At 65.0% G+C, this 21,631-nt stretch carries 22 protein-coding genes; 20 read left to right on the top strand and 2 right to left on the bottom strand.

The features are described 5' to 3' along the window. Positions 1 to 11 precede the first annotated feature (11 nt). From U5O44_RS04930 to U5O44_RS04915, 4 genes are all read left to right on the top strand, one after another. Positions 12 to 263, top strand: coding sequence for a MoaD/ThiS family protein (locus U5O44_RS04930; RefSeq protein WP_322587351.1), 252 nt, complete (start codon positions 12 to 14; stop codon positions 261 to 263). A 3-nt stretch (positions 264 to 266) separates the two neighbouring features. Beyond that, a complete protein-coding gene (locus U5O44_RS04925) occupies positions 267 to 794 on the top strand; it encodes a molybdenum cofactor biosynthesis protein MoaE (protein ID WP_322587350.1) in 528 nt (175 codons plus the stop codon). Positions 795 to 808: 14 nt separating this feature from the next. After that, positions 809 to 1,189 (top strand): fluoride efflux transporter CrcB, encoded by a 381-nt coding sequence (gene crcB, locus U5O44_RS04920; RefSeq protein WP_322588465.1) that lies wholly within the window; start codon positions 809 to 811, stop codon positions 1,187 to 1,189. Between the two features lie 80 nt (positions 1,190 to 1,269). Further along, the gene (locus U5O44_RS04915; RefSeq protein ID WP_322587349.1) at positions 1,270 to 2,250 is read left to right on the top strand and encodes an NADPH:quinone oxidoreductase family protein; all 981 of its coding nucleotides are present in this window, start codon (positions 1,270 to 1,272) and stop codon (positions 2,248 to 2,250) included. Between the two features lie 87 nt (positions 2,251 to 2,337). On the opposite strand, the gene U5O44_RS04910 is transcribed toward U5O44_RS04915, so the two are convergent. Next, positions 2,338 to 2,946: a PEP-CTERM sorting domain-containing protein gene (locus U5O44_RS04910; RefSeq protein ID WP_322587348.1), complete on the bottom strand. Its 609-nt coding sequence runs from the start codon at positions 2,944 to 2,946 to the stop codon at positions 2,338 to 2,340. 440 nt (positions 2,947 to 3,386) lie between these two features. Here U5O44_RS04910 and carA point away from each other — a divergent pair, with 440 nt between their 5' ends. The 6 genes from carA to U5O44_RS04880 all read left to right on the top strand — a co-directional run bounded on the left by carA (position 3,387) and on the right by U5O44_RS04880 (position 10,498). Then, positions 3,387 to 4,562 (top strand): glutamine-hydrolyzing carbamoyl-phosphate synthase small subunit, encoded by a 1,176-nt coding sequence (carA, locus tag U5O44_RS04905; RefSeq protein WP_322587347.1) that lies wholly within the window; start codon positions 3,387 to 3,389, stop codon positions 4,560 to 4,562. Then, positions 4,562 to 5,704, top strand: a complete 1,143-nt coding sequence (locus U5O44_RS04900) for an AAA family ATPase (protein ID WP_322587346.1) — start codon at positions 4,562 to 4,564, stop codon at positions 5,702 to 5,704. Before carA ends, U5O44_RS04900 begins: the two co-directional genes overlap by 1 nt. Next, positions 5,701 to 6,129, top strand: a complete 429-nt coding sequence (locus U5O44_RS04895) for a type II toxin-antitoxin system VapC family toxin (protein ID WP_322587345.1) — start codon at positions 5,701 to 5,703, stop codon at positions 6,127 to 6,129. Before U5O44_RS04900 ends, U5O44_RS04895 begins: the two co-directional genes overlap by 4 nt. 54 nt (positions 6,130 to 6,183) lie before the next feature. Then, positions 6,184 to 9,462, top strand: a complete 3,279-nt coding sequence (carB, locus tag U5O44_RS04890) for a carbamoyl-phosphate synthase large subunit (RefSeq protein ID WP_322587344.1) — start codon at positions 6,184 to 6,186, stop codon at positions 9,460 to 9,462. A gap of 107 nt (positions 9,463 to 9,569) precedes the next feature. After that, positions 9,570 to 10,046 (top strand): transcription elongation factor GreA, encoded by a 477-nt coding sequence (gene greA / locus U5O44_RS04885; protein WP_322587343.1) that lies wholly within the window; start codon positions 9,570 to 9,572, stop codon positions 10,044 to 10,046. 14 nt (positions 10,047 to 10,060) lie between these two features. Next, positions 10,061 to 10,498, top strand: a complete 438-nt coding sequence (locus tag U5O44_RS04880) for a DUF4149 domain-containing protein (protein WP_322587342.1) — start codon at positions 10,061 to 10,063, stop codon at positions 10,496 to 10,498. A gap of 100 nt (positions 10,499 to 10,598) precedes the next feature. Here the strand turns inward: U5O44_RS04880 and U5O44_RS04875 are convergent, their stop codons facing one another. After that, entirely contained in the window at positions 10,599 to 11,084 is a 486-nt protein-coding gene (locus U5O44_RS04875) for a YhbY family RNA-binding protein (RefSeq protein WP_322587341.1), read from the bottom strand. Between the two features lie 20 nt (positions 11,085 to 11,104). Between U5O44_RS04875 and U5O44_RS04870 the strand changes: the two genes are divergently transcribed. From U5O44_RS04870 to phoB, 10 genes are all read left to right on the top strand, one after another. Beyond that, a complete protein-coding gene (locus U5O44_RS04870; protein WP_322587340.1) occupies positions 11,105 to 11,791 on the top strand; it encodes an RlmE family RNA methyltransferase in 687 nt (228 codons plus the stop codon). A gap of 173 nt (positions 11,792 to 11,964) precedes the next feature. After that, positions 11,965 to 13,872, top strand: coding sequence for an ATP-dependent zinc metalloprotease FtsH (ftsH, locus tag U5O44_RS04865; RefSeq protein WP_322587339.1), 1,908 nt, complete (start codon positions 11,965 to 11,967; stop codon positions 13,870 to 13,872). 87 nt (positions 13,873 to 13,959) lie between these two features. Further along, positions 13,960 to 14,838, top strand: a complete 879-nt coding sequence (gene folP / locus U5O44_RS04860; protein ID WP_322587338.1) for a dihydropteroate synthase — start codon at positions 13,960 to 13,962, stop codon at positions 14,836 to 14,838. Between the two features lie 96 nt (positions 14,839 to 14,934). Continuing rightward, a complete protein-coding gene (gene glmM / locus U5O44_RS04855; protein ID WP_322587337.1) occupies positions 14,935 to 16,266 on the top strand; it encodes a phosphoglucosamine mutase in 1,332 nt (443 codons plus the stop codon). Positions 16,267 to 16,419: 153 nt separating this feature from the next. Next, complete coding sequence (gene pstS / locus U5O44_RS04850) at positions 16,420 to 17,457, top strand: phosphate ABC transporter substrate-binding protein PstS (RefSeq protein WP_322587336.1); 1,038 nt, start codon at positions 16,420 to 16,422, stop codon at positions 17,455 to 17,457. Then, the gene (gene pstC, locus U5O44_RS04845; RefSeq protein WP_416222127.1) at positions 17,454 to 18,428 is read left to right on the top strand and encodes a phosphate ABC transporter permease PstC; all 975 of its coding nucleotides are present in this window, start codon (positions 17,454 to 17,456) and stop codon (positions 18,426 to 18,428) included. The genes pstS and pstC overlap by 4 nt, the downstream gene beginning before the upstream one ends. After that, positions 18,428 to 19,294 (top strand): phosphate ABC transporter permease PstA, encoded by an 867-nt coding sequence (pstA, locus tag U5O44_RS04840; RefSeq protein ID WP_322587334.1) that lies wholly within the window; start codon positions 18,428 to 18,430, stop codon positions 19,292 to 19,294. Before pstC ends, pstA begins: the two co-directional genes overlap by 1 nt. Before the next feature lie 8 nt (positions 19,295 to 19,302). Beyond that, positions 19,303 to 20,100, top strand: a complete 798-nt coding sequence (gene pstB / locus U5O44_RS04835) for a phosphate ABC transporter ATP-binding protein PstB (protein ID WP_322587333.1) — start codon at positions 19,303 to 19,305, stop codon at positions 20,098 to 20,100. 94 nt (positions 20,101 to 20,194) lie between these two features. Then, positions 20,195 to 20,899 (top strand): phosphate signaling complex protein PhoU, encoded by a 705-nt coding sequence (phoU, locus tag U5O44_RS04830; RefSeq protein WP_322587332.1) that lies wholly within the window; start codon positions 20,195 to 20,197, stop codon positions 20,897 to 20,899. Between the two features lies 1 nt (position 20,900). Next, entirely contained in the window at positions 20,901 to 21,599 is a 699-nt protein-coding gene (phoB, locus tag U5O44_RS04825; protein ID WP_322587331.1) for a phosphate regulon transcriptional regulator PhoB, read from the top strand. Positions 21,600 to 21,631 lie beyond the last annotated feature (32 nt).

Below are 21,631 nucleotides of genomic sequence, written 5' to 3'. Positions count from 1 at the left end.
GCGGAATGACCATGCAGATCCACATCAAGTATTTCGCGTCGCTGCGTGAGTCGCTCGGCGCAGGTGAAACCCTGGCGCTGGAGGCGCCGCTGACGGTCGGCCAGTTGCGCGACCAGCTCATCGCGCGCGGCGAACCGCACGCCAGCGCGCTGGCGCGCGGCCGGGCGCTGCGGGCGGCGCTCAACCAGACGATGTGTGCCGAGACGGCCGAGCTGACGCCGGGCGCCGAGGTCGCGTTCTTCCCGCCCGTCACCGGAGGCTGAACGATGTCGTCGTCCTCGCTGCTGTTGCCGTCGCCCCGCCTGTCCAGCGTCTCCATCCAGACCGAGGACTTCGACCTCTCCGCCGAAGTCGCCGCGCTGCGCCACGGTGACGCGGGCGTCGGCGCCATCGCCACCTTCGTCGGCACCGTGCGCGACCGCCACGCCGGCCAGCCCGACGCCGGCTCGATCAGCGCGATGGAGCTGGAGCACTACCCCGGCATGACCGAGCGCAGCATCGAGGCGATGATCGACGACGCCTTCCGCCGCTTCGACATCCGCGGCGTGCGGGTCATCCACCGTGTCGGCCCGCTGCAGATCGCCGACCAGATCGTGCTGGTGGCGGTCACGTCGATGCACCGCGGCGAGTCCTTCCAGGCCTGCGAGTTCCTGATGGACTACCTCAAGTCCGAGGCGCCGTTCTGGAAGAAGGAAACCACGGCCGACGGCGCCCGCTGGGTCGATGCCCGCGTCAGCGACGACGCGGCGCTGCAGCGCTGGGGCATCGTCTCCGGCAACGCCACCGGCGCCTGAACGTGGTGCAGCCGATGCTGGTGCAGGCGGCTGCGGTGGCGCTGGGCGCTTCGCTCGGCGCGTTGCTGCGCTGGCAGGCGGGGCTGCGGCTGGGTTTCGTCGTCGCCGGCTTTCCGCTGGGCACGCTGGTGGTCAACGTCGTGGGCGGCTTCCTGATCGGACTCGCGCTGGTCTGGTTCCGTCTCCATCCAGAAGCTACTAACAGCCGACTGTTGGTCGTCACCGGCTTCCTCGGTGGCTTGACGACGTTCTCGTCTTTTTCAGGCGAATCGCTGGCCTTGCTGCAAGCGGGGAATGTGCCGCTGGCCTTGCTGCACAGCGCCGCACACCTGCTCGGCGCGCTGGCTGCGGTGGCGCTGGGGTGGTGGCTGGGACGGCTGGCGTTCGGCGGCTGAGCTGTCACGCGGGTGTCAGGGCGTCCGCACCGGCCCCGGCAGACTTCGGGCCTTGCCGAACCACCTGCCGGAGACCTCCCATGCGCGCCCTGATCTGTGAATCCTATGGCCCGATCGCGCAACTGCGCGTGCTCGACGTGGCGGCCCCCGAACCTGGCGCGGGCGAGGTGCGCATCCGTGTCGAGTCGGCGGCGGTCAACTTCCCCGATGCGCTGATCGTCCAGGGGCTGTACCAGGTCAAGCCTGCGCTGCCGTTTTCGCCGGGGGCGGAACTGGCGGGCGTGGTCGAAGCGATCGGCGAAGGGGTTCGCCACCTTCGGATCGGGCAGCGCGTGATCAGCTTCTGCGGCCACGGCGCCTTTGCCGAGCAGGCCGTCGTCAACGCCCGCCAGGTGATGCCGATGCCCGAAGGCATGGACATGGACACCGGCGCCGCGCTGGTGCTGACCTATGGCACGTCGCTGCATGCACTCAAGGACGTCGGGCATCTGCAGGCCGGAGACACGTTGCTGGTGCTAGGTGCCGCGGGTGGCGTGGGGCTGGCGGCGATCGAGATTGCCAAGCAGATGGGTGCCCGCGTCATCGCCGCCGCGTCCAGCCAGGACAAGCTGGACCTGTGCCGCTCTGTCGGCGCGGACGAGTGCGTCAACTACAGCACTGAAGACCTGCGCAAGCGCGTGGATGCGCTGACGGACGGGCAGGGCGTGCAGATGGTCTATGACCCGGTGGGCGGCGACTACACGGAGCCCGCATTGCGGGCCACGGCGTGGCGCGGGCGCTACCTGGTGGTCGGTTTCGCCGCGGGGGCGATCCCGAAGGTGCCGCTCAATCTGACCTTGCTCAAGGAGCGGGCGATCCTGGGCGTGTTCTGGGGTGATGCGGTGCGCCGAGACCCGGCAACCCACCTGGCCAACATGCAGCAACTCGCGGCCTGGTTTGCCGAGGGGCGCATCCGGCCGGTCATCAGCGAGCGGGTCGGTCTGGACGGCGCACGCGACGCCATCCAGCGCATGGCGTCGCGTCAGGTCAAGGGCAAGGTGGTCGTGCATCCCCATGCGTGAACACCGCTGAACGAAGAACGAAAAAAGGCGCCCCCCAGGGCGCCCTTCGCGGCGGCGTCACCGGACGCCGCCTCTCCATCGATCCGCTCAGCGCTGCTGGCGACGACGGCTCATGAAGCCCAGCACGCCCAGACCGGCCACCAGCATGGCGTAGCTCTCGGGTTCCGGTACCGGGGTCACGGCCGTGATCGACACGTTGTCGAGTTCCATGCCGGTGACCAATCCCGGCAGACCTGCGCCGACCGAGCCGAAGAACAGCTTGTAGCTGGTGTTGCCCGACAGCGTCAGCAGGGTCATGTCGGTTCCCGTGCCGTTGAACTGGACCAGCGGGCCGGGCGAGACGTAGCTCGACAGATCCTGGTTGTAGAGCGCCCAGAAGCCGGATCCGTTGTAGTCGAAGTTCAGCATGTAGTCGCCACCGGTGGTGACGCCGAAGGACGTGTAGGCCGAGTCGCCGCCGCCGAACTGCATGAACTGGTTGCCCGCCACATCCACGATCTTGTGGGTGCCGCTGGAGGAGTCCGAGCCCCACAGCGTCGCGGCGTAGCCGCCGAGGTTGGAGAAGGTCTCGAACGAGTCCATCGCGACCAGGGGGGTCTCGAAGTCGCCGTTGGTGATCAGGTTCTGGGCTTGGGCGCCGGTGCCGAGTGCAGCCAGCAGCAGGCCGGCGGCCAGGGAGGTCAGGGTCTTTTGCATGTGAGCTTCCAGTCAAAGGTTTGTTGCGGATGGGAATCTGACGTGGCGTTTGCCCGCTGCGTCGTTTCCTGTCGTCACCTTAGCAATCAGACTCGAAATGAAAACACCTGCATCGATGGGGAGGCCCCCATTGGGGGGTGACCTGATCACCGCTGGTGGCCAACTTGTACCGATGCGCCAGTGGCGACCCTTGATCCACGGGGGGGCTGCGCAGGACCGCACGAGAGGCCATGCGCTCGTGGGCCGCTCGTAGGCCATTGGAAGACAGGGACTGGCCGGGAAAACCCCCGGCCGGCTATAATCCACAGGTTTGCCCGCCAACAACGCCGCCCAGCGTCTGCTCTTCATTGTCATTTTCGGACTGGCGCCTGTCGCCCGTGTGCCATCGCAGTACACGAACGGTCCGAAGCCGCGCTGGGTGCGCTCTATCCGGAGTTCCCGTGCTGCCCGTCCTGCCCCCCGCTATCCTCGCACTCGCAGACGGCACGGTCTTTCAAGGCACCTCGATCGGCGCTGCCGGTCACACGGTCGGTGAAGTGGTGTTCAACACCGCCCTCACCGGCTACCAGGAAATCCTCACTGACCCGAGCTATTGCCGGCAGATCGTGACCCTCACGTATCCGCACATCGGCAATTACGGCGTCAACGCGCAGGATGTCGAGGCCTCGAAAGTCCATGCCGCCGGTCTGATCATCAAGGATCTGCCCGTTCGTTCCTCCAACTTCCGCCAGTCGATGACGCTGTCGGAGTACCTCGTGCGCGAAGGCACCGTCGCCATCGCCGACCTCGACACCCGTCGTCTGACCCGCATCCTGCGCACGAAGGGCGCGCAGAACGGCTGCATCATGGGTTTCCCGGCTGACACCGTTGTGACGCAGGCGATGATCGACGAAGCCGTCGCGCTGGCCCGTCGTGCGCCGAGCATGGCCGGTCAGGATCTGGCGCAGGTCGTCACGCGCCGCGCGCCGGAAGTCTGGACCGAGACCGAATGGCAGCTGTTCGCTGCAGACGGCCAACCCGGCTTCGGTCAGCAGACCGCACCGACCTTCCACGTGGTCGCCTACGACTTCGGCGTCAAGCGCAACATCCTGCGCATGCTCGCCGAGCGGGGCTGCAAGGTGACGGTGGTGCCGGCGAAGACCTCGGCCGCCGACGTGCTCGCCTACCAGCCGGACGGCATCTTCCTGTCGAACGGCCCTGGTGATCCGGAGCCCTGTGACTACGCGATCGCCGCCGCGCGCGAACTGATCGAGACCGGCATCCCGACCTTCGGCATCTGCCTGGGCCACCAGATCATGGCGCTGGCCTCGGGGGCGAAGACCTTCAAGATGAAGTTCGGTCACCACGGCGCGAACCACCCGGTGAAGGACCTGGACACCGGCCGCGTGTCGATCACCAGCCAGAACCACGGTTTTGCGGTGGACGCCGAGACGCTGCCCGCCAACCTGCGCCCGACCCACGTGAGCCTGTTCGACGGCACGCTGCAAGGCCTGGCCCGCACCGACAAGCCGGCGTTCTGCTTCCAGGGTCACCCGGAAGCGTCGCCCGGCCCCCACGACATTGCCTACCTGTTCGACCGGTTCACCGCGTTGATGGCGGCCCAGAAGGCGGCGTGATGCGTCCGGAAAAGCTGAACCATGTGCTGATCGAGGGCCTGCAAGGGGTCGGTCGGGTCGAGCTTCGGCTTGACACGCGCAGCCGTGTGTTCGCTTTTCTGGGTGCGAATGGGGTCGGCAAGACGAAGTGTCTGGAGGCGCTGTACCTGCTGTTCATGGTCTATTCGAGTCCGTTTGCTGAGGTTGCGAAGGACCGGCCATTTTCTTCACTCGGCGTTTCTAGGATTCGCGTAGGTGAGCGCGACGTGGTGGCTAGTGCCGGTTTAGGTTCAATCTTGGTCTGGGAAGACTTTCCACTCCAGCAGGGCGAGTTCTCTGACACGCCTGTGGTGTTCTTGTCTGCTGGCGCTCGCGCTTATTTGCCGGCAGTTTTGTCTGGTAAGCAGAAGCTTGGCACTTTTGCTTCTCGTCGTGCGGCCTATTTCGAAGAGGCATTCACTGCGTTGACCGAGAATAAGTTGAGGGACTACGGGGCTAGACACGACTCGCGTCAATGGTTTGTGACCCGAGCGCAGTCGGTAAACAGCTACCAGAAGTCTGCCGACTCCCGTCAAGTGGACATCGACGCCGTGATGCAGGCGCTGCACGAGGTAGATGCCCGCATCGACCCCAAAGGCTTGCAGATCGACGGCGATGAGCGCGTGTTCCTGAAAATTGAAGGTCAGGACCGCGAACTCTCCGAACTCAGCTCTGGCTTCCTCGCGCTGGTCAAGCTGATCCAGAGCATCGTCGCGGGCTACAGCGCGTGGACGAATGAGGTGAACCTGCGCCACGTCCCCGGCGTGGTGTTCATCGACGAGATCGAGAGCCACCTGCACGCACAGTGGCAGTCGCGCATCCTCGGGCAACTGAAGGCGATCTTTCCGAAGACCACCTTCTTCGTGGCCACGCACTCGCCGCTGGTGCTCGCTCGTCTGCACGAGGGTGAGGCGTATCGGCTGGCGCGCGATCCCGACGGCGTGGTGCGCTCGCACCCGATCCCGACCCCGGTCAATCGGTTGCTGGCCGACGTGCTGGACGACGCCTTTGGCGTGGACCTGAACCAGTTCAAGCGCGAGGACCTGCTGGCGTCTGATCAGCGGGCGGCCAAGCAGGCGCTCCTGGATCTGCTCGATCGGCCAGCGGATGGGGATCCGTCATGACGACGGGCTACCTGCTCGACACCAACCTGCTCATCGGCGCCCTGGACGCCGAGCCGGGCAATGCGCTGCATGAAGCGGCGCGCGCGCGGCTGCGCGAGTTGCTGACCGAGCCGGACATCCGCTTGGCCATCACGCCGCTGATCCGTTACGAAGTCCTGCGCGGCGTTCGTCGCCAGCCGCTCGAATCGGTGAAAAGCGCGCTCGACCAATTCCTGGAACTTGAAGTCAAGCGGGAGGATGCGGTGCTGGCGGCACGCGCTTACGCCCATGTGCAGGCCCTCGGCGATGCCAGCAAGCCCAAGCTCGACAAGCGCTCGTTTGATCTCTTCCACTGTGTCGCCGCACACCACAACCAGCTTGAAGTCGCCAGCCGTGATGGCGACATCCCCAAAATCATGGACGTCCTGAAGCAGGTGTCCGCGTGAACACCGCCTCAGCGTGACAGAACTCCCAGAACTCACAGAACTCAGAAGAAGCCCATGCCCAAGCGTTCCGACCTGAAATCCATCCTCATCATCGGCGCCGGCCCGATCATCATCGGCCAGGCCTGCGAGTTCGACTACTCCGGCGCCCAGGCGTGCAAGGCCCTGCGCGAAGAGGGCTACAAGGTCATCCTGGTCAACTCGAACCCGGCGACCATCATGACCGACCCGAACACGGCGGACGTGACCTACATCGAGCCGATCACCTGGCAGGTGGTCGAGAAGATCATCGCCAAGGAGCGCCCCGACGCGATCCTGCCGACCATGGGTGGCCAGACGGCGCTGAACTGCGCGCTCGACCTGCACAAGCACGGCGTGCTGGCGAAGTACGGCGTCGAGATGATCGGCGCCAACGAGCACGCCATCGAGAAGGCCGAGGACCGCCTGAAGTTCAAGGACGCGATGACCAAGATCGGTCTCGGCTCCGCGAAATCCGGCATCGCGCACTCGATGGAGGAAGCGCTGGCGGTCCAGAAGGCCATCCAGGCCGAGATCGGCGGCAGCGGCTTCCCGATGGTGATCCGCCCGAGCTTCACGCTCGGCGGCACCGGCGGCGGCATCGCCTACAACTCGGAAGAGTTCGAGACCATCTGCAAGCGCGGCCTCGACCTCTCGCCGACGAAGGAGCTGCTGATCGAGGAATCGCTGATCGGCTGGAAGGAATACGAGATGGAAGTGGTCCGCGACAAGGCGGACAACTGCATCATCGTCTGCTCGATCGAGAACCTCGACCCGATGGGCATCCACACCGGCGACTCGATCACCGTCGCCCCAGCGCAGACGCTCACCGACCGCGAATACCAGCTCCTGCGCAACGCCTCGATCGACATCCTGCGCGAGATCGGCGTGGACACGGGCGGCTCGAACGTGCAGTTCTCGATCAACCCGAAGGACGGCCGCATGGTCGTCATCGAGATGAACCCGCGGGTGTCGCGCTCCTCCGCGCTGGCGTCGAAGGCCACGGGCTTCCCGATCGCCAAGATCGCCGCCAAGCTGGCGGTCGGCTACACGCTGGATGAGCTGAAGAACGACATCACCGGCGGCGCCACCCCGGCGTCGTTCGAGCCGTCGATCGACTATGTCGTCACCAAGATCCCCCGCTTCGCCTTCGAGAAGTTCCCGCAGGCCGACTCGCACCTGACGACGCAGATGAAATCGGTCGGCGAGGTGATGGCGATGGGCCGCACCTTCCAGGAGTCGTTCCAGAAGGCCCTGCGCGGCCTGGAAACCGGCATCGACGGCCTGACCGAGCGCTCGACCGACCGCGACGAGATCGTCGAGGAGATCGGCGAAGCGGGTCCGGAGCGCATCCTGTATGTGGGCGACGCCTTCCGCTTGGGGCTGACGCTGGACGAGGTGTTCGAGGAAACCGCGATCGACCCGTGGTTCCTGGCGCAGATCGAGCAGATCGTCGCCACCGAAACCCTGGTCAAGGCGCGCACGCTGGACAGCCTGAGCGCCGACGAGATGCGCTTCCTGAAGAAGAAGGGCTTCTCGGACAAGCGCCTGGCCAAGCTGATGGGCACCAACCAGCATGACCTGCGCCGCCGCCGCCATGTGCTCGGAGTGCGTCCCGTCTACAAGCGCGTGGATACCTGCGCCGCCGAGTTCGCCACGCAGACCGCTTACCTGTACTCGTGCTACGAAAACACGGACGGCGAGTGCGAGGCAGCGCCGACGACGAACAAGAAGATCATGGTGCTGGGCGGCGGTCCGAACCGGATCGGCCAGGGCATCGAGTTCGACTACTGCTGCGTCCACGCCGCCCTCGCCATGCGCGAAGACGGCTACGAGACCATCATGGTCAACTGCAACCCCGAGACCGTCTCGACCGACTACGACACCTCCGACCGCCTGTACTTCGAGCCGGTGACGCTCGAAGACGTGCTGGAGATCGTGGACAAGGAGCGTCCGGTCGGCGTGATCGTGCAGTACGGCGGCCAGACGCCACTGAAGCTCGCCCTCGACCTCGAAGCCAACGGCGTGCCCATCATCGGCACCAGCCCGGACTCGATCGACGTGGCCGAAGACCGCGAGCGCTTCCAGAAGCTGCTGCATGCCGTCGGCCTGAAGCAGCCGCCCAACCGCACCGCGCGCACCGAAGACGCCGCGCTGGCGCTGGCCAACGAGATCGGCTATCCGCTGGTCGTGCGCCCGAGCTACGTGCTGGGCGGCCGGGCAATGGAAATCGTGCACGGCGACAAGGATCTGGAACGCTACATGCGCGAAGCGGTGCGTGTCTCCGACAAGTCGCCGGTGCTGCTGGACCGCTTCCTCGATGACGCGGTGGAAGTGGACGTGGATTGCATCGCCGACGCCAGCGGCGCGGTGATGATCGGCGGGATCATGGAGCACATCGAGCAGGCGGGGGTCCACTCCGGTGACTCGGCCTGCTCGCTGCCGCCGTACACGTTGTCGGCCGTGCTGCAGGACGAACTGCGCCGCCAGACCGCGCTGATGGCCAAGGCGCTGAAGGTGGTCGGCCTGATGAACGTGCAGTTCGCGATCCAGGGCGACGTGACGGCCGGGCTGGATGCCTGCACCGTCTACGTGCTGGAAGTGAACCCGCGTGCCTCGCGCACCGTGCCCTACGTGTCGAAGGCCACTGGCCAGCCGCTGGCCAAGATCGCCGCACGCTGCATGGCCGGCCAGTTGCTGGCCGAGCAGAAGGATCCGAACGGCCAGGTGCCACACGAGGTCATCCCGCCGTACTTCAGCGTCAAGGAAGCCGTCTTCCCGTTCAACAAGTTCCCTGGCGTGGACCCGATCCTCAGCCCGGAAATGCGCTCGACCGGCGAAGTGATGGGCGTGGGCAAGACCTTCGCCGAGGCGATGCTCAAGAGCCAGCTCGGCGCCGGCTCGCGCCTGCCGCGCAGCGGCAACGTGGTGATCTCGGTCAAGACCAAGGACCATCCCCGCGCCGTGGCGATCGCCCGCGACCTGCACGCGCTGGGCTTCGGCATCGTGGCGACCAAGGGCACGGCCGGCGCCATCGCCGCCGCCGGCATCCCGGTCAAGGTCGTCAACAAGGTCAAGGACGGCCGTCCGCACATCGCCGACACCATCAAGTCGGGCGAGATCCAGCTCGTCTTCACGACGGTGGACGAGACGCGCACGGCGATCGCCGATTCGCGCCACATCCGCACCGCCGCGCTGGCCAACCGGGTGACCTACTACACCACGATGGCCGGCTGCGAAGCCGCCACCGAGGCGCTCAAGCACCAGGACGGGCTCTCGGTTGTTTCCCTGCAAGAGCTGCATGCGGAACTGATCTAAACTCGGCGCCCTGAGTCAACGCCGCCGCCGGCACTCCGCAGGGGAGCTGGCGGCGGCTCGTTTTTGTCCCTCCAATCCGATCACCGAGCGAGAGAGTTAGAAGAACCATGGCCACGATTCCGTTGACCAAGCGCGGCGCCGAGCTGCTCAAGGCCGAGCTGCACCGCCTCAAGACCGTGGAGCGGCCCTGGGTGATCAATGCGATCGCCGAGGCCCGCGCGCAGGGGGACTTGTCCGAAAACGCCGAGTACGAAGCGGCCAAGGACAAGCAGGGCTTCATCGAAGGCCGCATCCTGGAAGTCGAAGGCAAGCTGGCGGTCGGACAGGTGATCGATCCCAGCACGCTCAACGCGGGCGGGCGGATCGTGTTCGGTGCCACGGTCGATCTGGAGGAAGAAGAGACGGGTGATGCCGTGACCTACCAGATCGTCGGCGAGGATGAGGCGGACATCAAGTTCGGTCGCATCTCGGTCGGATCCCCCATTGCGCGCGCGCTGATCGGCAAGGAAGCCGGCGACGTCGCGGTGGTGAATGCGCCGGGTGGTGCCAAGAACTACGAAGTCATCGAAGTGCGCTACACCTGATCTGGCCATCCACCATGCTGAGTCGATTCCGAACCGTGCTGGCCGCGTTGTGGCTGGGCCTGGTGGCGACGCTGGCAGCCGTGGCGGCGCCCGTGCTGTTTGCCGGGCTGGAGCGTGCCGATGCCGGGCGACTGGCGGGCAACCTGTTCCGCATTGAAGCCCATGCGGCGCTGGGGTTTGCTGCAGCGCTGTTCCTGATCGAGCGGCGCCTGGCGTCCTTGCGCGTGCGGGCTGGTCAGGGGTCGGTGCTGTCGGTGAACCTGCTGCTGGTGCTCGGGGCGCTGTTCTGCACCGTGCTGGGCTACTTCGCGCTGCAGCCCATGATGGAAGCCGCCCGTGCAGGGCAGGGGCGGCTGAGCTTCGGTGTGTTGCACGGGATCTCCAGCGCGCTGTTCGCGCTGAAGGGCCTGTTGTTGCTGGGGCTGGTCTGGCGATGCGCCGGGACACACTGAGCGTCTTGCGGAAAGCGTTACCTGCGGTAAGAAACGAAAGAACCCCGATGTCGGGGTCCAGGTGTCGAGGATGCGGGCGGGCGTGTGGCCCGCGGTGGGGTCATTCGCTGCTCTGGGCGCGCTTCTTGGCACCGATGAGGCGCTTCTTGGACCGTTTGACGATGCCGCCGGCGGTCAGCCGCTGGTTGCCGAAGATAGTGAGTTTCTTGACCTGGGCGCGCTGCGAGCCGCTCTTGGAGAAGGTCAGCAGCTTCACCACGCGGGGCGCTGCAGCACGCCGGTCGGCCGAGCCGTCTCGCTCTTCCTTGGCCGGCAGCGGGCGCCAGAGCACCAGCAGCTTGCCGATGTGCTGGATCGGCGCGGCCTCCAGTTCGTCGGCGAGCGAGCTCAGCAGGGCCTCGCGTGCCGCACGGTCGTCGCTGAAGACGCGGACCTTGATGAGCCCGTGGGCATTGAGGGCAGAGTCGATCTCCTTGAGAACGGCAGGAGTGAGTCCTTCGGACCCGATCATGACGACGGGGTCGAGGTGGTGTGCCTCAGCGCGGTGTTCCTTGCGCTGGGCCGGGGTCAATTGGATGGCAGCCATGCCGCTATTATCGTTGCGATATGAAGATCGACAGTAAAAGCAAGAAGATCAACAAGGCGTGGCTCAACGAGCACCTGACCGATCCCTACGTCCGGCAGTCCAAACGCGACGGTTATCGTGCCCGCGCGGCCTACAAGCTCAAGGAAATCGACGAGACCTTCCACCTGTTCCGGCCTGGTCAGGTGGTGGTGGATCTGGGCGCTTCGCCCGGTGCCTGGAGCCAGTACCTGCGCAGACGTTTTGCGCCGAAGGAGGCGGGCATCGGTGGTGCTGCGGCAGGCGAGCTGAACGGCACGATCATCGCGCTGGATCTGCTGGAGTTCGAGCCGATCGAGGGGGTGCATTTCATCCAGGGTGATTTCCGCGAGGACGCCGTGCTGCAGCAACTGGTCGGTGTGCTGGGCGGGCGGGCGGTGGATGTCGTGGTGTCGGACATGGCGCCGAATCTCTCCGGCATCGAGGTGAGCGATGCGGCGCGCATTGCCCACCTGATCGAGCTGGCCATCGAGTTCGCGCAAGGGCATCTGCGCCCGGACGGCGTGCTCGTGTGCAAGGTCTTTCACGGCAGTGGGTATGGGCAGCTGGTGAAGCTGTTCAAGGACCATTTTCGCGTGGTCAAGCCCATCAAGCCCAAGGCTTCACGCGACAAATCGGCGGAAACTTTCCTGGTCGGTCTAGGTCTGAAAAGTGCGTCCAAGAGAAGCTGAATTCCGGTGAGAGACTGCACGCCCGCCCTGTTCAAGGTCAGGGTTACCCGTCAAACATCCGCTTGCCGGGGGGTTGACTGCACTAGAATCGTCTCCATCTACCGCGTAGATGTGTGCCAGGCGGCACGCTAGGCCCCGATCTGGGGCGTGTTCGAATCATAGAAGGAGCCGCGGTGAACAATCAATGGTTCTCCAAAGTAGCTGTGTGGCTGGTGATAGCGCTGGTGCTGTTCACTGTTTTCAAGCAGTTTGACCGCACGGCCACGGCCGGTAACCAGATCGGGTACTCCGAGTTCCTCGAGGAGGTGCGTTCCAAGCGCATCCGCGAAGTGGTGCTCCAGGAAAATCCCGGTGGCGCTGAAATCGAGGCGCTGACAACCGACGACAAGAGAATTCGCACCACGGCGACCTATCTGGACCGCGGTCTGGTCGGCGACCTGATCAGCAACGGCATCAAGTTCCGCGTCAAGCCCCGCGACGAGCCTTCGCTGCTGACCAGCCTGCTGGTGTCCTGGGGACCGATGCTGCTGCTGATCGGTGTCTGGGTCTATTTCATGCGCCAGATGCAGGGCGGCGGCAAGGGTGGAGCGTTCAGCTTCGGCAAGAGTCGCGCCCGCATGCTCGACGACACCAACAACTCGGTGACGTTCGCGGACGTCGCGGGTTGCGATGAGGCCAAGGAAGAGGTCAAGGAGCTGGTGGATTTCCTGAAGGATCCGCAGAAGTTCCAGAAACTCGGCGGCCGCATCCCCCGTGGCGTGCTGATGGTCGGTCCTCCGGGGACGGGCAAGACGCTGCTGGCGAAGTCCATTGCTGGGGAGGCCAAGGTTCCCTTCTTCTCGATCTCCGGCTCGGATTTCGTGGAAATGTTCGTCGGTGTCGGTGCAGCCCGTGTGCGCGACATGTTCGAGCAAGCCAAGAAGAACGCGCCCTGCATCATCTTCATCGACGAAATCGATGCAGTGGGCCGTCACCGCGGGGCTGGCCTCGGCGGTGGCAATGACGAGCGCGAGCAGACCCTCAACCAGATGCTGGTCGAGATGGACGGGTTCGAGACCAACCTGGGCGTGATCGTCGTGGCGGCGACCAACCGGCCAGACATCTTGGATCCGGCCCTGCTTCGCCCGGGACGCTTCGACCGTCAGGTGTACGTGACCCTGCCGGACGTGCGTGGACGCGAGCAGATCCTCAACGTCCACATGCGCAAGATCCCGATTGGTCAGGACATCCGCGCCGACATCCTGGCGCGTGGCACGCCCGGTTTTTCTGGTGCTGATCTGGCCAACCTGGTCAACGAAGCGGCCCTGTTCGCCGCGCGCCGCAATGGTCGCGTGGTCGAGATGGTCGACTTCGAGAAGGCCAAGGACAAGATCATGATGGGCCCCGAGCGCAAGTCGATGATCATGCCCGAGGAGGAGCGTCGGAACACGGCCTACCACGAGGCGGGCCACGCGCTGGTCGCACGGCTGCTGCCCAAGACGGATCCGGTGCACAAGGTGACCATCATTCCGCGAGGCCGTGCGCTGGGCGTGACGATGCAACTGCCCGAAGGGGACCGCTACAGTCTCGACAAGGAGCGCATGCTGTCCACGATTTCGGTGCTCTTCGGTGGACGGATCGCGGAAGAAGTGTTCATGAACCAGATGACCACTGGCGCCAGCAACGACTTCGAGCGTGCCACCCAGATCGCCCGGGACATGGTGACGCGCTACGGCATGACCGACGCACTCGGTCCGATGGTGTATGCGGACAACGAGGGCGAGGTCTTCCTTGGCCGTTCGGTGACCAAGACCACCAACATGTCCGAGCAGACCATGCAGAAGGTGGATTCCGAGATTCGCCGCATCATCGACAACCAGTACGCGCTGGCCCGTCGCCTGATCGAGGAAAGTCAGGACAAGATGCACGTCATGGCGAAGGCCCTGCTGGAATGGGAAACCATCGACGCCGACCAGATCGATGACATCATGAACGGGCGTCCGCCCAAGCCTCCGAAGGATTGGATTCCGTCGGTGAACAAGCCGCCGGGGGGACCGTCGAATCCCTCCATCAGCTCTGGCAACGCAACGGCACCCGCCTGAACCTGGCCACGGTCGATCACCACGGACACACACCAACAAGACAAGAAGAACGGGGCGCAAGCCCCGTTTTTTCATTGCGCCACGACAATGACATTGTCCCCACCCACACCTGTGCCCACGCCCACGCCCACGCCCACGCCTGTCGTGTGGGCCACCACACGCTTCTCCCTCGACCTGCAGACCGTACGGGTCATGGGCATCGTCAATGTCACGCCCGATTCATTCTTCGACGGCGGTCGCGCGGCTGCCTCGGCCGCGATTGCCCATTGCGAGCATCTGCTGCGGCAAGGGGCCGATCTGCTGGACATCGGCGGTGAGTCGAGTCGGCCCGGTGCCGCGTCGATTCCCTGGGAGCAGGAGTGGCAGCGCGTCGAACCGGTGCTGCTGGCCGCGCTGTCGATGGGCGTGCCGCTGTCGATCGACACCTGCAAGCCTGAGGTCATGCAGCGGGCACTCGATCTCGGTGCGGATGTCATCAATGACATCCGCGCACTGGGGGCTGCAGGTGCGCTCGACGTGGTCGTTCGCCATCCGCGGTGTGGCATCTGTCTGATGCACATGTCGGGTGAGCCGAAGACGATGCAGTTGGCCCCCTCTCACCGCGATGTGGTCACTGAGGTGCGCGATTTCCTGTCGGAAAGGTCGGACCTGCTGATGGTGCACGGCGTTGACCGCACGCGCATCGTGCTTGACCCAGGCATCGGTTTCGGCAAGCGCGTGGAAGACAACTTTGCGCTGGTGCGCGGGCAGCGCGTGCTGCTGGAGCTGGGCTTTCCGGTGCTGGCCGGCTGGTCGCGCAAGTCCTCGCTTGGTGCAGTGACGGGCCGAGCAGCAGACGACCGGCTCAGTGCGAGTGTTGCCGCTGCACTGGCGGCCGCGCATTGCGGTGCACGTGTGCTTCGTGTCCATGACGTCGAGGCGACGGTGGACGCGCTCAAGGTGTGGACTGCGGCAGGTTTGCTGTGAAGGGTGACGCGCAATCCTGCGCAGCATTAAGGAACCGTCGTCTGGCGTCGGTAACATCAGCGGCTTGACTGAACGGATTGACGGGACGGGATTCACATGAGCAGAAAGTATTTTGGGACAGACGGTATTCGCGGTGCTGTCGGCACATTTCCGATCACGCCAGACTTCGTGCTGCGCCTCGGCAACGCGGTGGGTCGGGTGCTGCGGTCCACCCATGAGCGGCCGGTGGTGCTGATCGGCAAGGACACCCGTGTCTCGGGCTACATGCTGGAGTCCGCGCTGGAAGCCGGCTTGAATTCCGCCGGGGTCGATGTCCTGCTGACCGGCCCGTTGCCCACGCCGGGTGTCGCCTACCTGACCCGTGCCCTGCGCCTGAGCCTGGGGGTGGTCATCAGCGCCTCGCACAACCCGTATGCCGACAATGGCATCAAGTTTTTCTCGGCCCGAGGCGAAAAGTTGCCCGACGCCTGGGAAGAAGAGGTCGAGGCGGCGCTGGCAGCCGAGCCTCTATGGGGCGACTCCAGCGCGCTGGGACGTGCACGCCGTCTCAACGACGCGCCGGGGCGGTACCTCGAATTCTGCAAGTCGACCTTCTCGAACGACCTGTCGCTCAAGGGCCTGAAGATCGTGGTGGATGGCGCCAACGGTGCGGCTTACCACATCGCGCCGGATGTGTTCCATGAGCTTGGGGCCGAAGTCATCCGCATCGGCTGCGAGCCGGATGGCTACAACATCAACGACGGGGTGGGCGCGACCTCGCCGCAAGCGCTGGTGGACGCTGTCAAGCAGCACCGCGCCGACTACGGCATTGCACTCGACGGCGATGCAGACCGTCTGCAGGTGGTCGACGGGGCCGGGCGGCTCTACAACGGCGATGAACTGCTCTATGTGATGGTCGCCGATCGGCTGGCCCAGGGCGAAGCCGTCCCGGGTGTCGTGGGCACGCTGATGACGAACATGGCCGTCGAGGTGGCGATCAAGCGCAAGGGGATCGAATTCGTGCGCGCCAAGGTGGGTGACCGCTACATCCTCGAAGAACTCAGCCGCCGTGGCTGGCAGCTCGGTGGAGAAGGCTCCGGCCATCTGCTGGCGCTCGATCGCCACACCACGGGAGACGGCATCGTCAGTGCGCTGCAGGTGCTCCAGGCGCAGCAGCGGTCCTGCCGATCTCTCGCGGAGTTACTGGACGGTGTCGAGCTGTTTCCGCAGACGCTGCTCAATGTGCGGCTCGCGTCCGGCCAGGACTGGAAGAGCAACCAGGCGCTGGCGGCCGAGCAGGAGCGCATCACGGCCGAACTCGGCGACAGCGGGCGTGTGCTGATCCGTGCGTCTGGCACGGAGCCTCTGCTGCGCATCATGGTGGAGGCGCGTGATGCCGGATTGGCGCGCAGTTGCGCGGAGCGGATGGCGCAGACGTTGACGCCTTGATGCTTGCCTGGCCTTTGTGCTGGGCCACGCACTAAACCCCCGGACCTGCCAAGGTACCGGGGGTTTTTTGTGGCGAGTCACAAAGATGTCACACAATGACATTACAGTGCGTGCGGCCGGCATGAGTGCCGTGGTCAGCTACAAGGACAGTTCATGAAATTCAGCGTTTGCGGTCGGGCTCTGGTGGCGGTTTCGCTTGTTTCCACGGCCATGCTGGCCAGTGCACAGGACGCCACGGGGGCCGGTGCCACCTTCCCGGCACCGGTCTACGCCAAGTGGGCGGATGCCTACAACAAGGCCTCTGGCGCCAAGATCAACTACCAGTCGGTCGGATCGGGTGCGGGCATCCGCCAGATCCAGGCGAAGACGGTGGATTTTGGTGCGTCGGACATGCCGCTCAAGGACGACGAACTGGCCAAGGATGGCCTGATCCAGTTTCCGACCGTCATCGGCGGTGTCGTGCCGGTGGTGAACATCAAGGGCATCCAGCCGGGCCAGATCAAGCTGACCGGCGAACTCCTGGGCAATATCTACCTCGGCAAGATCACCAAGTGGAACGACCCCGCGCTGGCCGCGCTCAATCCGGGCGTGCCGCTGCCGGATGCGGCGATCTCGGTCGTGCGCCGCGCCGACGGCTCCGGCACCACCTTCCTCTTCACCAACTATCTGGCCAAGGTGAATGCGGAGTGGAAATCCAAGGTGGGCGAAGGCACGGCCGTGAACTGGCCCGCGGGCGCAGGTGGCAAGGGCAATGAAGGGGTCTCGGCCTTTGTCATGCGCCTGCCCAATGCGATCGGCTATGTCGAATATGCGTACGCCAAGCAGAACAAGATGTCGCATGTCCTGCTGAAGAACCGGGACGGGCAGTTTGTCGCGCCGGACGACGCCAACTTCAAGGCAGCCGGCGCAGGTGCCGACTGGAACAAGTCCTTCTACCAGGTGCTGACCGACCAGCCCGGCAAGGAGTCCTGGCCGATCACCGGCGCGACCTTCATCCTGATGCACAAGGTGCAGACCAAGGCCGACAAGGGCTCGGCCTCGCTGAAGTTCTTCGACTGGGCCTACGCCAATGGTGACAAGATGGCCAGCGAACTCGAATATGTGTCCCTGCCCGATCCGCTGAAGGCGCTGGTGCGCAAGCAGTGGGGCGAGATCAAGGACGCGTCCGGCAAGGCAGTGGCCTTCAAGTGACCGCGGGGCCGCATTCGGAGGCGCGCAGCGCGCCGACCGTGAAGCGCCACGCCTGGGCCGATCCGCTGTTCGCGGTGCTGGCCCAGGGCGCTGCCTGGCTCACGCTGGCGCTGATGGCCGGGATCCTCGTGTCCCTGCTGAACGGCGCCATGCCGGCGATCCGTGAATACGGTCTGTCGTTTCTGTGGTCCAGTGAATGGGATCCCGTGCAGGACCGGTATGGCGGCCTGGTGATGATCTACGGCACGCTGATGACCTCGTTCATCGCGCTGCTGATCGCGGTGCCGGTGAGCTTCGGTATTGCGCTGTTCCTGACCGAGCTGTCCCCGAAATGGCTCAAGCGGCCGCTGGGCGTCGCGGTCGAGCTGCTGGCGGCGGTGCCGTCCATCGTGTACGGCATGTGGGGTCTGATGGTGTTCGGGCCGCTGCTGGCCGAATATGTCCAGCAACCCTTGCAAGGCGTGTTCACCGGGGTGCCGGTGCTGGGCGACCTGTTCTCCGGCCCGCCCGTGGGCATCGGCATCATGGCGGCCAGCATCATCCTGGCGATCATGATCATTCCGTTCATCGCCTCGGTGATGCGCGATGTCTTCGAGATCACGCCGCCCATGCTGAAGGAGTCCGCCTACGGTCTCGGTGCCACCACCTGGGAAGTGGTCTGGAAGGTCGTCCTGCCCTACACGAAGACTGGTGTGGTCGGCGGGATCATGCTGGGGCTGGGCCGTGCACTGGGTGAAACCATGGCGGTGACCTTCGTGATCGGGAACATGAACCAGCTCAATTCGATTTCCCTGTTCGATGCCGCCAACAGCATCACCTCCGCGCTGGCCAACGAGTTCGCCGAAGCGGGAGCTGGTCTGCACCAAGCCTCGCTGATCTACCTCGGTCTGGTGCTGTTCTTCATCACCTTCGTGGTGCTGTCGTTCTCCAAGGTGCTGCTGTCGCAGCTCAAGAAAGGCGAGGGTCGGTGATGCGTCAGGACACCCTCTACGCATCGCGCGCCGCGATGCACCGCAAACGCAAGCTGGTCAACATGGTGGCCCTGACGCTGTCGCTGTCGGCGATGGCGTTCGGGTTGTTCTGGCTGACCTGGATCCTGATCGAGACGGTGCGCCTGGGGCTCGGTGGGCTGAACATGCAGACCTTCACCGAGATGACACCCCCTCCGCAGGCAGAGACCGGCGGACTGGCCAACGCCATCTTCGGCACGCTGACGATGGTGTCGCTGGCGACGCTGCTCGGAACGCCCATCGGCGTGCTGGCCGGTGTCTACCTGGCGGAATATGGCCAGACGACCTGGCTGGGGCGCATCACGCGCTTCGTCAACGACATCCTGCTGTCGGCGCCTTCGATCGTGGTGGGCTTGTTCGTCTACTCGATCTGGGTGGCCCGGGTCGGGAATTTCTCGGCCTTCGCCGGGGTGCTGGCGCTGGCCATGATCGTCATTCCGGTGGTGATCCGCACGACCGAGAACATGCTCAGCCTGATCCCGAACGCGATGCGCGAAGCCGCCTACGCGCTGGGCACGCCGAAGTGGAAGGTGATCCTGTCGATCACCTTGAAGTCGGCTCGGGCCGGCGTGATGACGGGTGTGCTGCTGGCGATCGCGCGGATTTCCGGCGAGACAGCGCCGCTGCTGTTCACGGCACTGTCGAACCAGTTCTGGACCAGCAACCTCAACGAGCCGATGGCCAGCCTGCCGGTGACGATCTTCAAGTTCGCGATGAGCCCGTACGAGAACTGGCAGAAGCTGGCCTGGGCGGGTGTGTTCCTGATCACTGTGGGGGTGCTGGCGCTCAACATCGTCGCCCGCACGTTCCTGCGCAACAAACAATGATGACGCCGATGCCTTCGCCCCTGGACCCCAAGGCTGCCCAAGCCGAGGCCGAGAAGATCAAGATCTCGGTGCGCAACCTGAACTTCTACTATGGCAAGTTCCATGCGTTGAAGAACATCCAGATGGAGATCCCGGAGAAGAAGGTCACCGCCTTCATCGGACCCTCCGGCTGCGGCAAGTCCACGCTGCTGCGCACCTTCAACCGCATGTTCGAGCTGTACCCGGAGCAGCGTGCCGAGGGCGAGATCCTGCTCGACGGCAGCAACATCCTGACCAGCAAGGAGGACATCTCGCTGATCCGCGCCCGTGTCGGCATGGTGTTCCAGAAGCCCACCCCGTTCCCGATGTCGATCTACGACAACATCGCGTTCGGCGTGAAGCTGTTCGAGAACCTGTCGCGGGTGGAGATGGACGAGCGTGTCGAGTGGGCGCTGAAGAAGGCCGCGCTCTGGAACGAGGTCAAGGACAAGCTCGACCAGAGCGGGGCGGGTCTGTCGGGTGGGCAGCAGCAGCGCCTGTGCATCGCACGCGGCATCGCGATCAAGCCCCAGGTCCTGCTGCTGGACGAGCCGTGCTCTGCGCTCGACCCGATCTCCACCGGCAAGATCGAGGAGTTGATCGACGAACTCAAGAGCGACTACACGGTCGTCATCGTCACCCACAACATGCAGCAGGCCGCGCGCAGCTCGGACTACACCGCCTACATGTACCTGGGCGACCTGGTCGAGTTCGGGCCGACGTCCGATATCTTCATGAAACCGCGGAAAAAGGAAACAGAGGACTACATCACCGGGCGATTCGGTTAAGCGGCGCACGGCACACTGATTGCACGAGGACGGCCGACCACGGTTTTCCGGTCCAGCGCCGCACCGCATCCCCCTTGACGGAGTTCCCTACACCATGGACAAGCATCTTTCCAGCCAGTTCGACGTCGAGTTGAGCGGCATCTCCACCCGCGTGCTCGAAATGGGCGGCCTGGTCGAATCGCAGGTCGCCCAGGCGATGCAGGCCCTGACCCAGTTCAGCGAGGAGATCGCCTCCCAGGTGATCCGCGTCGAGGAGCGTGTCAACCAGATGGAGATGGAGATCGACCGCGACCTCTCCACCATCATCGCCCGGCGCCAGCCGACGGCACGCGACCTGCGCCTGCTGATCGCCATCTCCAAGACCATCGGCAACCTGGAGCGCGTCGGTGACGAGGCCGCGCGCATCGCCCGGACGGTGATCGGGCTGGTCCAGTCGGGCGTGCTGGGGCGGCTGCGCTTTCCGGTCTCGGACGTGTCGGTCGAGGCCAGTCTGGCGACCGCTTCGCTGCGCAAGGCGCTGGATGCCTTTGCCCGGCTGGACGTGAACCAGGCGCTCGAAGTCATCCGCCAGGACGACGAGATCGACCGTGAGTTCGACGGCCTGCTGCGCAAGCTCATCACCTACATGATGGAAGACCCGCGCACCATCTCGGTCTCCATCGACCTGGTGTTCGTGGCCAAGGCGATCGAGCGTGTGGGCGACCATGCCAAGAACCTGGCCGAACAGACGATCTACATCGTCAAGGGCACCGATGTGCGGCACAACACGCCGGATGCGGTGGCGGACATGGTGCGGTGACATGGCCCGCGTCCTGGTGGTCGAGGACGAACCGGCCATCGCCGAGCTGATCGCGATCCACCTGCGGCATGCCGGTTTCGAGGTGGCACTGGCGGCTGCGGCCGACCAGGCACAGGCGGCGATCACGGCCGCGCTGCCCGATCTGGTGCTGCTCGACTGGATGCTGCCCGGTGGCGCCTCCGGGCTCGACCTGGTGCGGCGCTGGCGGGCCGACATCCGGTCGCGGGAGCTGCCCGTCATCTTGCTGACCGCCCGAGCCCAGGAGCAGGACAAGATCGCCGGCCTTGATGCCGGCGCCGACGATTACCTGGTCAAGCCGTTTTCGCCGGGCGAGCTGCTGGCGCGCATGCGGGCCGTGCTGCGCAGACGCGCGCCGCTGGCCAGCGATGCCGTCGTCGAGGTTGCTGGTCTGGCGCTCGATCCGACCACCCGCCGCGTCCGCCGTGGCGACACGGAATGCCGTCTCGGCCCCACCGAGTTCAAGCTGCTGCACTATCTGCTGACCTATCCCGAGCATGTGCACAGTCGCGCCCAACTGCTGGACCGGGTCTGGGGCGACCATGTGTTCATCGAGGAGCGCACGGTCGATGTCCACATCAAACGTTTGCGCGAGGCCTTGTTGCCGTTACATTGCGCGCAGTTGATCGAGACCGTGCGTGGCGTCGGTTACCGGTTCACGCTCTCTGCGCCCCCCGTCTGACGGGTGGGACCGTGCCGCTGCGGCGGTGATGA

The organism is Sphaerotilus sp. (assembly GCF_034519685.1).
In the GTDB taxonomy this organism is placed as follows: domain Bacteria; phylum Pseudomonadota; class Gammaproteobacteria; order Burkholderiales; family Burkholderiaceae_C; genus Sphaerotilus.
This window is presented reverse-complemented; position numbering and strand designations above follow the sequence as displayed.